Raw genomic sequence first — 13,307 nt, forward strand, 5'->3', positions numbered from 1 at the left:
TTTTTACCTTAAACATTTTTTTCTAACCATCTGCTAATAATATTTTTTAAAATAGTTTGAATATCATCTTGTTTGATGTCTTCAATAAGCTCAAAGACAAATCCTTTAATTAAAAGTCCGCGAGCAGTTTTAAAAGGAATGCCACGTGCCATGAGATAGAAAAGATGGTCATGGTTAATATTAGCAACTGTTGCACCGTGTCCACATACAACATCATCAGCAAAAATTTCTAGTTCAGGTTTTGCATTAAATTCCGCAGTATCTGAAAGTACGAGGCTATTACAAGCCATACGCGCATCTGTTTTTTGCGCTTTTTGAGCAACACTTATTTTTCCTTGAAAAACACCAACAGCCTTATCCGTGACAACGTTGCGTATAATTTCAGTTGAGGTTGATTTTTCTTCAACATGACCGACGGTCATCGTAAGATCGTTATGCGTTTGTCCTGATAATAAATTGATGACTCGTAATTGAAAATTCGATTCCTCTTCTTGTAACGCAACATCAATTTCCTGACGATTAAGTTCGCTGCCTATATTAACTACGTAAAGGGATAGTTTTGCTCCTCGCCCAAGAATAGTACGAAATCGGCTAAACTGTGTAGAGTTGAAACCACGATTGCAAATGATGATCCATGTAATATCACTATAAGCAGCAATATGTAAGGAAGATATCGAACTGACAAAGGTATCTTTATCATTACCAATCTGATGTTCAATAAATACGGCTTGACAGTTTTTCTCAATTTTTATGTCTGAAAAAATATGAGATTGCCCTCCCATTTGAATATTTTGTAATTCAATGGGAACATTTAATTTTGTATTTTCAGGAATATGAAAAAGCCAACCGTCCGTAACAAAAGCTGTATTTAATTGTCCAATAAAATCATCATCAGAAATAATTTGGTCTATCTTGACAAAATTTTCTTTTAATAATGCCTCTGCAAGACGTTTTACTGTAATATTTGTTATCTGTGATTGCGTAACTGTTTTTCCATTTCTAATAGAAAAGAGAGCATTTTCTGAAAGTAAAGGTTCAATAAATTTCTCATCACTTATTTCTAAAAAATGACTAACAGATTTCAATAATGTACGCAGATTCGTATAATGCCAATTTTCAATTTTACGTGAAGGGAGTTGTGTTTTTTGAAACAGTTCAATCGCTTTCTTGCGAATTGCTTGTACAGCTCTATCACCAGGTAAATTGTCTACACATTGGTTGAAATTATTAAGTATATCTTTTTCAACTGCTAACAATTCTTGCTGTGCATTCATATCCAATGACCTCAAGCAGCTTCGCTGATGAGATCAGCATATCCATTTTGTTCTAAATAAAGCGCTAATGATTTATCGCCACTTTTAATAATTCGTCCTTTATAGAGAACATGTACCGTATCAGGAATAATATAATTAAGCAGGCGCTGGTAATGCGTAATCACCAAAAATGAACGCTTTGAATCCCGAAGTTTATTCACACCATCCGCTACAATTTTTAAAGCATCAATATCTAAGCCAGAATCTGTTTCATCTAAGATGCAGAGTTTAGGTTCAAGAAGCGCCATTTGTAAAATTTCAGCACGTTTTTTTTCTCCACCTGAAAAACCTACATTCAATGGACGTTTTAACATATTCATATCTATTTCAAGTTTTGAAGAAACTTCTTTAACATATTTTATAAATTCAGGAATTTTAAGTTCTGCATCACCACGCGCTCTGCGTTGAGAATTCATTGCAACTTTTAGAAATTCCATTGTTGCTACTCCAGGGATTTCCATTGGATATTGAAAGGCAAGAAAAACACCATAGGTAGCACGTTCTGCGGGATCCATTTCTAAAAGTGATTGTCCATTATAAAGGATATCACCTTCTATCACTTCATAATCATCACGACCAGCAAGCAAATAAGATAAAGTTGATTTTCCGGCTCCATTTTGTCCCATGATAGCAGCAACTTCACCATCTTGGACAGTCAAGTTTAAACCACGAATAACTTCTGTATCGGTTCCAACAATACGGGCACGCAAATTTTTTATCTCCAACATAATTTAATCCTGCTCTGGCTATTTTATATCTAAGTGTGCTCTTTATTTAAATAATTATCCCACACTACCTTCAAGGCTAATACCAATGAGTTTTTGTGCTTCGACAGCAAATTCCATTGGAAGTTTTTGAATGACTTCTTTGACAAAACCATTCACGATTAACGCGATTGCTTCCTCTTCAGGAATCCCTCGTTGCATAACATAAAAAAGCTGATCATCAGAAATTTTTGATGTCGTTGCTTCATGTTCAAATTGCGCTGTCGCATTCTTTGCTTCAATATAAGGAACTGTATGAGCACCACAATCATTACCAATTAACAAACTATCACATTGTGTAAAATTGCGTGCATTCTGTGCCTTTCTATGTGCTGTCACTTGCCCTCGATAGGTGTTATTTGAAAAACCAGCTGAAATACCTTTCGAAACAATACGGCTTGATGTATTATTTCCTAAATGAATCATTTTTGTACCGGAATCAATTTGTTGATGGCCATTTGCAACGGCAATAGAATAAAATTCTCCACGTGAGTTATCACCACGCAATAAGCAAGAGGGATATTTCCAAGTAATGGCCGAACCCGTCTCAACTTGTGTCCATGAAATCTTTGCGTTATCGCCTCGACAGTCCCCGCGCTTTGTCACGAAATTGTAAATACCACCTTTACCATCCTTATCACCAGGATACCAATTTTGTACTGTAGAATATTTAATTTCTGCATTTTTAAGCGCAACAAGCTCTACAACAGCAGCATGGAGTTGATTTTCATCTCGTTGGGGGGCAGTACATCCCTCAAGATAAGAAACGTAAGAATCTTCATCCGCAATAATTAATGTCCGCTCAAATTGGCCTGTATTGCGTTCATTAATCCTGAAATAGGTTGAAAGCTCCATAGGACAACGAACGCCTTTGGGAATATAGACAAATGAACCATCTGTAAAAACAGCTGCATTTAAGGCAGCATAATAATTATCACCAACAGGCACAACGGTTCCTAAATATTCTTTAATGAGAACAGGATGTTCAGTAATTGCTTCTGAAATGGAGCAAAAAATAACACCAGCACGTGCCAATTCTTTTTTAAATGTCGTTACAACAGAAACAGAATCAAAGACCGCATCAACGGCTACCTGCCCCGATTCATAAATGCTATCATCAAAAGTGGAGGGATCAGACTGTTTTCTTACCCCGGCTAAAATTTCTTGTTCTTTGAGAGGAATACCAAGTTTTTCATAAGTTGCCAATAACTCAGGATCCACTTCGTCCAAAGATTTTGGCCCTGTATGATTTTTAGGAGCAGCATAATAATAGAGCTCTTGGAAATCAATTTTTGGGTATTTAATGCGCGCCCAATCAGGCTCTTGCATTGTTAACCAACGACGAAAAGCTTGTAAACGCCATGTCAGCATCCATTCAGGTTCATGTTTTTTAGCAGAAATAAATCTGATAATATCTTCATTTAAACCTTTTGGGGCTTTATCTGTCTCAATATTGGTTTCAAAACCATATTTATATTGATCAACATCTATTTCACGCACTTGGCGTATTGTTTCTTGTACTGCCGGCATAAACTTTCTCCATTTTTGGTATCAAGAACCGGTAACTAAAAGTCTTGTTTTTACAGAATTAGAATGACTAGCTCACTTTCTAGGCTATATATAAAGTGAAGAAATTTCAATCAAACTTATTTGTTTTTTACAATAATTCTAATTTATAAATATAAATAAATAAGTTCTACCTTTTTTTATTACTGATCATTTGAGAAAAAAATAATAAAAAATCATCAATATCTTGAGACATTGTGCTCTGTCCTATTGAAATGCGAATCGCTCCATTAGGGACATGATGTCCCATTGCTGTCAAAACTTTACTTTGTGTTACTTTTCCTGAGGAACAAGCAGAACCTGCTGAGACAGAAAAACCTGCTAAATCAAAACCAATTTGCATAGTTTCAGCTTTTATATCGCATACAGTAAAATAAGTTGTGTTTGGCAAACGTTGAACTCTTTTACCAAAAATTTCAACATTATGAGATATTGTCTGTATTCCATCTTCTAATTTATTACGTAAAGATATTAACTGTTCTCTCTCTTGTTGTGTGAAACAATCAGCTATCGCTGCCCCAAAAGCAGCAATAAGTGGCACAGCTCCTGTTCCTCCACGCAAACCCTTTTCTTGCCCTCCTCCTATAATAAGGGGATATGGCATCAGAAGGTTCCCACATGAAACAAAAGCACCAATTCCTTTTGGTCCACCAATTTTATGCGCAGATAGTATAAAAAAATCTCCTCCCATTTGATGAATATCAACAAAGTTTTTTCCTACATATTGTGTCAAATCAACGATAAGAATGCCTCCAAAGTTCCGAACAATAGCAGCTATTTCTTTTATTGGTTGAATAACACCGGTTTCACCATTAGCAGCTTGAATAGCAACAAGAGGAAGTCCTTTTATGTTGTTGTGAACGGCTAAGAGAGAAATTAATTTATCTTGTTGAATGAGCCCATCTTGATCAACAGCAACGACACTAATGGATTCTTTAGAAAAACGTCCTCCTTCTGCAATAGATGGATGTTCAGTCGCTCCAATATACAGATGAGAAAATTGAACTTTAGAGCTTCCCATATCATAAAGGGGTGTTAAGAGCGTCATTGCTGCTTCAGTTGCACCAGATGTAAAGACAACATGATCTGGATGGCTGTTAAGATTTTCAGCAATTTGTCTGCGTGCTTTTTCTAATAAAGCTTTAGCAGCACGTCCTTCTGCATGAACAGATGATGGGTTACCAAATATCTCTAAAGCTTCCAGTAATGCTACGCGCGCCGTTTTTTTGAGCGGTGTTGTCGCATTATGATCAAAATATCGACGTTTTACAGCCATTTTACATCGCAATCATCAAGCAATATCAGTTGATTTTAAAAAAATAGTGCAATTTTCTTGAAAAATGCACTTAAATAAAGAATATCTAGTAATTAAATAGAGATTCTATGGTAAAAGTCGGCAAAGGTCAATGAGGGCCTTTAGAGCATTTAAGGAGCATTTAATGCCAGAAATTATTTTTAATGGTCCCGCAGGTCGACTTGAAGGCCGTTATCAACCTTCACAACAAAGAAATGCACCAATTGCCATTATTTTACATCCTCACCCTCAATTTGGTGGCACAATGAACAATAAAATTGTTTATGATCTCTTCTACATGTTCCAACAACGCGGTTTTACTACATTGCGTTTTAATTTTCGTGGTATAGGGCGTAGCCAAGGTGAATTTGATTATGGAATAGGAGAACTTTCAGATGCTGCAGCTGCACTCGATTGGGTGCAAACACAACATCCTGATTCTAAAAATTGCTGGGTTGCTGGATATTCATTTGGTGCTTGGATTGGGATGCAACTTTTAATGCGTCGACCAGAAATCGAAGGCTTTATATCCGTTGCTCCTCAACCTAATGTTTATGATTTTTCATTTCTTGCCCCCTGCCCCTCCTCTGGACTTATCATTCACGGTGACATTGATAAAGTTGCTCCCCAAAAAGATGTACAAACACTTGTAGATAAACTAAAAACACAAAAAGGTATCACAATTACACAAGAAATAATGGAAGGTGCTAACCACTTTTTTAGTGGATGCAATAAAGAGCTTATTGAACGATGTGCACAATATTTGGATAATCATATTACAGGTGAATTTCTCTCTCCTCCTCCTGAAATACTTTCACTTGCTTACAAAAGCTAAGATTTACAAAAATGAAAAAAGTTATTCCGATAATAACAGGAAAGTTTATTTTTTAGTATTCTCTAGCTCTCTTATATCCACTTGCGTTTAAAGATAAAAATAATTTCTTTTCTCTCAATGAAAAGCATTTCTTCTTAAGGTATAAAACATTTGTTTTCATGACTAAATCTCTCGTTCTCTTGTGAGAACTGTATTATTTATGCTAGGGAGAATGGATGAATAATCCATTGTATAAACGAATATAATTTAATTAGGATACAAAAACTGTGCTTGCCTTTAAATCTGATTTTTTACACATCATGAGTGAACGTGGTTTTATTCACCAAATTTCGGATGAAAAAGGTTTAGATGATCTTTTTTCAAAAGAAGTTGTAAGTGCTTATATTGGATTTGATCCTACCGCATCAAGTTTACATGCTGGAAGTCTTCTGCAAATTATGATGCTTTATTGGTTACAAAAAACCGGTCATCGTCCCATTGCTTTGATAGGTGGAGGAACAGGATTGATTGGTGATCCTTCCTTTAAAGATGAGGCACGGCGCCTTTTGACACAAGATGATATTGCTAAAAACATCGCTAGTATTAAAAAGGTATTTGCGAACTATTTAACATTTGGTGATAGAAAAACCGATGCATGCATTGTTAATAATGCTGAATGGTTATGTAACTTGAACTATTTAGAGTTTTTACGTGATGTAGGAAAACATTTTTCTGTTAACCGCATGTTATCATTTGACTCTGTTAGATTGAGACTTGAACGTGAACATTCTTTGTCATTTCTTGAGTTCAATTATATGATCCTACAAGCTTATGATTTTGTTGAACTTTATAAGCGTTATGGGTTACGCATGCAAATGGGAGGCTCTGATCAATGGGGCAATATTATCAATGGCATTGAGTTGGGACATCGTTTAGGAACAGTACAGTTATATGCATTAACTTCACCATTATTGACAACATCTTCCGGTGCCAAAATGGGTAAATCATTAAATGGTGCTGTATGGCTTAATGCAGATATGCTTTCACCTTATCAATTTTGGCAATATTGGCGCAATACAGAAGATGCTGATGTTACAAGATTTTTAAAGCTTTATACGACATTACCAATGGACGAGATTCTTAAATTTTCTACATTACAAGGAACTGAAATTAACGAAGCTAAAAAGATTCTTGCAACAGAAGTTACAGCAATGCTGCATGGGCGCAGTGTTGCTAATGAAGCTGCCGAAACTGCTCGTAAAACTTTTGAAGAAAAAACACTCGGAGAAAACCTTCCAACTGTTAAAATTAACGCTACAGAATTAATAACAGGTGTGGGATTATTAACTCTTTTAGTACAAGCAGGATTAGCCAAATCTAACAGTGAGGCACGTAGACATGTTCAAGGTGGGGGTGTCCGTATCAATGATAAAACCATTGAGAATGAAACGCATCTTATTTTTGAGGAAGACATCAATGCTGAAGGAACAATTAAACTTTCTTTTGGTAAGAAAAAACATGTTTTGATAAAACCACTATAATTGATTTATAATTTTCTCTCTCATTTTCTCGGTTTCATTCTTATGATATAAGGTATTCTTTAAGGAAAAAAACATTCTTAAAAAAATGACGAGAGAATTGTATCTTTACTCCTTCTATGTATTCTCTTGCTTCATATTTACTATACAGAAAAGAAAGAGCAAAATAAATGACAAAACCGATAAAAGGCACTCTTGCTCCTGATTTTAATTTACCACGCGACGGTGAAAAAAATTTACGTCTTTCTGATCTTCAGGAAAAAATTATTGTTTTATATTTTTATCCAAAGGACGATACGAGTGGATGCACACGTGAAGCAATTGATTTTACGCGATTGAAGACAAAATTTGATGAAATTGGAGCTGTTATTATTGGAATATCTCCAGACAGTGTTAAAAAACATGACAAATTTAAAACAAAACACGAGCTTGATATCATCCTTGTTTCCGATGAAGAAAAAGCGACACTTGAAGCTTATGGTGTTTGGGTTGAGAAAAGTATGTATGGACGAAAATATATGGGTGTTGAGCGCAGCACTTTTCTGATTGATTCAACTGGAAAAATAATAGAAGAATGGCGTAAAGTTAACGTACCTGGACACGCAGATGAAGTATTTGCTGCTGCTGCACTTTTACATCGCAATAGCTTGTAAACTTTGATTCAAGCGCCTATAGGATGTGAAATCCCCTCTCCTATTAGCTTTCGTAAATTGAGCTTGAAAAGCTGAAATAAAAGAGCCAAGAAATAAATCTGTAACTTTTGGGAAAATATTATTTCTGATTAATCAATATCTTCAATTTCTTGGGCTTTTCCATAAACGCGTTGAGCAAGTGCTGCCTCTATAAATGCATCTAAATTTCCATTAAGTACGGATTGCGGATCCGTGTTTTCAGTACCTGTGCGTAAATCTTTGACAAGTTGATAGGGTTGAAGAACATAAGATCTAATCTGATGTCCCCATCCGATTTCTGTCTTAGAAGATTCAATGGCATTTGTTTCTTCTTCTCTTTTTTTGAGCTCTTCTTCATAAAGTCTTGCACGCAACATAGACCAAGCAGTTGCTCGATTTTTGTGCTGAGAACGCTCGGTTTGACATTGAACAACAATACCTGTTTTGATATGTGTAATGCGGACTGCAGAATCTGTCGTATTCACATGCTGTCCTCCTGCTCCTGAAGCACGATATGTATCAATACGAACATCTGCCTCTGAAACATCAACTTCAATATTATCATCAATAACTGGGTAAACCCAAATGCTAGCGAAAGAAGTGTGGCGCTTTGCATTTGAATCAAATGGGGAAATACGTACCAAACGATGAACGCCTGATTCTGTTTTCAACATACCGTAAGCATTATGCCCTTTTACAAGAAGAGTCGCTGATTTTATTCCTGCTTCTTCTCCATCGTGAATTTCTAATAAGTCAACTTTCATTTTATGCTGTTCAGCCCAGCGTGTATACATGCGTAACAGCATAGAAGCCCAATCTTGGCTTTCCGTTCCTCCTGCACCAGCATGAACTTCTAAATAAGTATCATTCGGATCGGCTTCTCCTGAAAGGAGCACATCAATTTGCCTCTTATCTATCTCATTTTTAAGATGACGTATTGAGTTTTCTGCATCAGTGATAATTTCCATATCACTTTCTTCTTCGCCCATTTCGATTAATTCAATGCATTCTTCGAGTATTTTTGTAAATGATCGAATACCATTGATTGAATCGTCAAGACGCTGACGTTCACGCATCATCTCTTGCGCTTGTTGTGCATTTTCCCAAAGTGCTGGATCTTCTGCTTTTTGATTGAGATATTCGAGACGTTTTAGTGACTGATCCCAGTCAAAGATGCCCCCTTAGCAACTTAATTGCTTTTTGGATTTCATCAACCAATGCTTCTATTTCAGCTCGCATAATTTCACACCACAGTTTTCATTTTTTAAGACTCTTGTTGATTATATTTTTTCGTATTTTATACAAATTCAATGAATTTAGTAAAGCAATGGCATGGCTTCATCAACCCATTTATTACGGTTCTATTACAGAAATAAATAAAAACTATTTCACTTCCTCAATCATATGAAAACAGAAAAAGGGATTCCAATTAATATAAACCACCTGTACCACTTTCAAGAGCTTTGTTGACTTGTGGAGAAGTGGTTGTTGCAGGAATTCCTTCTTGAAAAGAATTTGTACTACCAATGACCTGATAGATATCAGCAGGTCCAGTTCCTGGTTTAAATGCTTCTATAATAACATCACGATCTCCTGCTTCAGCAAGCATCCCTGTTTTACGATTAATCGGCATTAAAATCATTCCTTCTGGCATTTTAAATGGCACATCGGGTTTTCCTTTCAGAGCTTTTTCCATAAATTCACCAAAAACAGGTGCTGCCAATGAACTTCCCGTTCCATTATATCCCAATGGCGCTGGTTGATCGTAGCCGATAAAGATACCAACGACAATGTCAGGAGTAAATCCCATAAACCACACATCTTTAGAATCATTTGTCGTTCCTGTTTTTGCAGCGATATGTCGATTAAGATAGTTTAAACGCACCGCTGTACCACGCTGAACAACCCCTTCCATCATTGACGTAATTTGATAAGCTGTCATAGGATCAAGAACTTGATCTCTCTCATCAATTAATGTGGGTTCATTTTGGTTATCCCAAGACGGAGCATTACAATTTTCACAGAGACGATCATCATGGCGGTAAATTGTTTTTCCATAACGATCTTGAATTCTGTCTATCAGAGAGGGATGAATAGAGCGTCCCCCATTGGCAATAACTGAATAAGCTGTAACCATTCGCAAAACTGTTGTTTCGGCAGCTCCTAAAGCCATGGGAAGATAAGGCTGTAATTTATCTACAATACCAAAACGCTCTGCATATTCAGCGACAAGAGGCATCCCCATATCATAAGCAAGCCGTATCGTCATAAGATTGCGAGAATGTTCAATGCCATAGCGCAGTGTTGAAGGACCTGCAAATGTACCACCATAATTCTTAGGTTGCCAAATTTCACCATTATATTGGCGAATTTCAATAGGACCATCTAAAATAACCGATGCTGGTGTATACCCATTATCAAGTGCTGCTGCATAGACAAAAGGCTTAAAAGCAGAACCGGGTTGACGATAGGCTTGAGTTGCACGATTGAATTCAGAAGCTGCAAAAGAAAATCCTCCTACCATAGCAAGAACACGTCCTGTATGAGGTTCCATAGCAACAATCGCACCTTCAACCTTTGGAATTTGTTGTAAACGATAAATATTACCTGTATTTGATGTTTTTTCGACAAAAATGACATCTCCAACTTTCAAAACATGAGATAAATCCCGAACAGTTTTTCGAGTGCCATTTTCTTTGATAACATTTAACGCCCATTTTGAATCGGTTTCAGACAAAATGGCTGTTTCGCGCTTTGTTGACAATAAACCTGAATCTTCATGTTGTGGTTGTAAACCAATCTCTATTTTATTAGCGTTAGTTGAAAGAACAACAGCTAAACGCCATTCAGGAACATCACTTAATCCTATAATATCCGCAAGTTCTATGCCCCAATCATCACTCTTATCAATATGTTTATAAGCACCGCGCCACCCTTGCGAATGATCAAATTTAATTAATCCATTATGTAAAGCACGCCGAGCAATAAGCTGTAAAGATGGATCAAGTGTTGTCCGAATTGAAAGTCCTCCTTCGTAAAGTGTTTTTGCTCCATAGCGATGCATTAAACGGCGACGCACTTCTTCAGTAAAATAGTCAGCAGCAAAAACATAGCTATCGCTACCGCGCAGTGTTGTTCCTAAAGGTTTTGCTTTAGCCTTTTCAGCTTGTTCACGTGTTACATATCCATTTGCAACCATCCGATCTATAACCCAATTGCGTCGATTAAGAGCGCGTTGTGTATTTTTGAAAGGGTCATAATTCCCTGGTCCTTTGGGAAGAGCAGCCAAATAAGCACATTGCTCTAAAGTAAGATCATTAACAGATTTATTGAAATAAGTTAAAGATGCTGCTGCGATACCATAAGTGCTACGACCAAGATAAATTTCATTGAGATAAAGCTCAAGAATATGATCTTTTGAATAGGTCTTCTCAATACGCATTGCTAGAATAGCTTCTTTTAATTTACGTTCTAACGTCGCGTCTGAACTTAAAAGAAAATTTTTAGCAACTTGTTGTGTAATAGTTGATGCACCCTCTGGACGTTTTCCAGAACCAATATTACGGATATTATTGATCAAAGCTCTAGAAAGTCCTTCAGGATCTAAACCAAAATGATAATAAAAATTCTTATCTTCAGCTGAAACAAAGGCATCTTTAAGAAGCTTTGGTATTGACTGAATTGGTAAATAAAGACGACGTTTTGTAGCAAATTCTGCCATAAGGCTACCATCAGAAGCGTGAACACGAGTCATCACAGGCGGTTCATAGAGCGAAAGAACTTCATAATCAGGAAGTTCATTGGTTGCCTCCTTTGCTATCGCCCCTTGTATTACTACTGCCCAAAAACCAATAGTCATAACAAGACTAAGAAGATATCTAAAAAAAATCATTATCAAAATGGCTATCGCTTTCTTTAGAATTGATCAAATAAAATATGTTATCTCATCATCAATATCACAAGGATATCAGCACTAAACTGAGATAAAGAAAAATATTTTCTGCTTTTATACATAGAGAAAAAGATTGATACTCTATTTTATCACAAATTTAAAGAGGCTGCATAACTTTCTGCCTATACTCAGCAAATTGCCTAATAGAATGAGCAATAGAATATGCCATTTGTTTCCTCCATTGGGGATTGTTTAATAATTCTTCATCCTCTTTATTGGATAAATAACCTATCTCTATTAAGACTGAGGGTATATCCGAAGCCCTTAAAACTTGAAAATCAGCATATCGATGAGGATTATTTATAAGATTGATGTTATTTTTTGATAAGCTTGAAACAACACTGTTCGCAAAATTCACTGAAAAAGCATGGGTTTCACGTCGAGTAAGATCAATCAAAATATCTGTAACTTCATGCGATTCATCTGCAGGTAAACCATCAAGGAGATCAACTTTGTTTTCATTTTCGGCTAAAGATTTTGCAATTGCATCAGATGCTTTATCGGATATCGTATATACTGTAGCACCACGAAGAGAATGCGTATTAATGGTATCTGCATGAATAGATATAAAAAGATCAGCACCAAATTCTTGCGCTTTTTTAACTCTTTCACTTAATCTTAAAAAGACATCGGAATCACGTGTTAAAGCAACAGTAATATGAGAATCTTTTCTTAATTCATCTCGCAATACATGTGCAAAAGCTAATGTCACATCTTTTTCTAAAATTCCAGTAATACCTCGCGCACCACCATCAATTCCACCATGACCAGGGTCAAGAATGACGCGGAAATTACGTGTTGGCATTAAGTTTTGTTGTACATTGAGATGCGTTTTTTGTTGTTTTTCAAATATTTCATTAAATTTTTCTTGTGTGCTTTTGCTCATATCAATCAACAGTTGCCATAAACCATTATCTAATTTTTGTACTGTAGTTTTTTCAATAATAAAAGTAACTTTGCTTGTCAAAATAATGCGTGAAGTCTGTATATCAGAAAAACTGTAACGTACATCTAATAACATACTTGATAATGTATTCTGTTTCTTTAAAGATGTATTTTGTGCGGAAAAATCAACTATAGGTAAATTGATAACTAAACGTGCAGGTTTATCCAAAATCTGCAAACGAACATTTGGCTTAGCATTAAAAACTGCAATAATACGCGTGTGAGTATTATCACCAATAGTTCGCAAATTAACAAGTTTTAAGGCATCTGCAGCTTGGATACTTGGTTGGAATACTAAAAAAAACAATAAAAAATATGGGACAAACAGAATAACATCGAAATAGGTTATTTTTAGCTTTTGGGTAATTTTTTTTTTTATCATTAAATAAAATACTCTAACATTAGTCATGATTGATCTCAATTGCATAAAAGCAATATTCCAAATTTACT

10 protein-coding genes are annotated in these 13,307 nt (G+C 35.9%); 3 read left to right on the plus strand and 7 right to left on the minus strand.

The features are described from left to right. Positions 1–8: 8 nt before the first annotated feature. The 4 genes from sufD to NPX99_RS05765 all read right to left on the minus strand — a co-directional run bounded on the left by sufD (position 9) and on the right by NPX99_RS05765 (position 4,919). Entirely contained in the window at positions 9–1,274 is a 1,266-nt protein-coding gene (gene sufD / locus NPX99_RS05750; protein WP_269030933.1) for a Fe-S cluster assembly protein SufD, read from the minus strand. Positions 1,275–1,285: 11 nt separating this feature from the next. After that, a complete protein-coding gene (gene sufC / locus NPX99_RS05755; RefSeq protein WP_269030934.1) occupies positions 1,286–2,041 on the minus strand; it encodes a Fe-S cluster assembly ATPase SufC in 756 nt (251 codons plus the stop codon). 54 nt (positions 2,042–2,095) lie between these two features. Continuing rightward, positions 2,096–3,607 carry a Fe-S cluster assembly protein SufB gene (sufB, locus tag NPX99_RS05760; protein WP_269030935.1) on the minus strand — a complete coding sequence of 504 codons (1,512 nt, stop codon included), beginning with the start codon at positions 3,605–3,607 and terminating at the stop codon, positions 2,096–2,098. A 166-nt stretch (positions 3,608–3,773) separates the two neighbouring features. Beyond that, the gene (locus NPX99_RS05765; protein ID WP_269030936.1) at positions 3,774–4,919 is read right to left on the minus strand and encodes a cysteine desulfurase family protein; all 1,146 of its coding nucleotides are present in this window, start codon (positions 4,917–4,919) and stop codon (positions 3,774–3,776) included. 163 nt (positions 4,920–5,082) lie between these two features. Here NPX99_RS05765 and NPX99_RS05770 point away from each other — a divergent pair, with 163 nt between their 5' ends. From NPX99_RS05770 to NPX99_RS05780, 3 genes are all read left to right on the plus strand, one after another. Beyond that, positions 5,083–5,772, plus strand: coding sequence for an alpha/beta hydrolase (locus NPX99_RS05770; protein ID WP_269030937.1), 690 nt, complete (start codon positions 5,083–5,085; stop codon positions 5,770–5,772). Between the two features lie 266 nt (positions 5,773–6,038). After that, positions 6,039–7,292 (plus strand): tyrosine--tRNA ligase, encoded by a 1,254-nt coding sequence (gene tyrS / locus NPX99_RS05775; protein ID WP_269030938.1) that lies wholly within the window; start codon positions 6,039–6,041, stop codon positions 7,290–7,292. A 167-nt stretch (positions 7,293–7,459) separates the two neighbouring features. Next, on the plus strand, positions 7,460–7,942 hold the full coding sequence (locus tag NPX99_RS05780; protein WP_269030939.1) for a peroxiredoxin: 483 nt from the start codon (positions 7,460–7,462) through the stop codon (positions 7,940–7,942). Positions 7,943–8,070: 128 nt separating this feature from the next. Here NPX99_RS05780 and prfB read toward each other — a convergent pair. The 3 genes from prfB to NPX99_RS05795 form a co-directional block, all read right to left on the minus strand. Continuing rightward, a protein-coding gene (gene prfB / locus NPX99_RS05785; RefSeq protein WP_269030940.1) for a peptide chain release factor 2 occupies positions 8,071–9,199 on the minus strand; the annotation gives its coding sequence in 2 pieces (ribosomal slippage) (positions 8,071–9,129 and positions 9,131–9,199; 1,128 coding nt in all). 190 nt (positions 9,200–9,389) lie between these two features. Next, positions 9,390–11,852 carry a penicillin-binding protein 1A gene (locus tag NPX99_RS05790; protein WP_269030975.1) on the minus strand — a complete coding sequence of 821 codons (2,463 nt, stop codon included), beginning with the start codon at positions 11,850–11,852 and terminating at the stop codon, positions 9,390–9,392. A gap of 157 nt (positions 11,853–12,009) precedes the next feature. Beyond that, complete coding sequence (locus NPX99_RS05795; protein ID WP_269030941.1) at positions 12,010–13,239, minus strand: N-acetylmuramoyl-L-alanine amidase; 1,230 nt, start codon at positions 13,237–13,239, stop codon at positions 12,010–12,012. Positions 13,240–13,307 lie beyond the last annotated feature (68 nt).

This window comes from Bartonella sp. 220B (assembly GCF_026930205.1).
Classification (GTDB): Bacteria; Pseudomonadota; Alphaproteobacteria; order Rhizobiales; family Rhizobiaceae; genus Bartonella.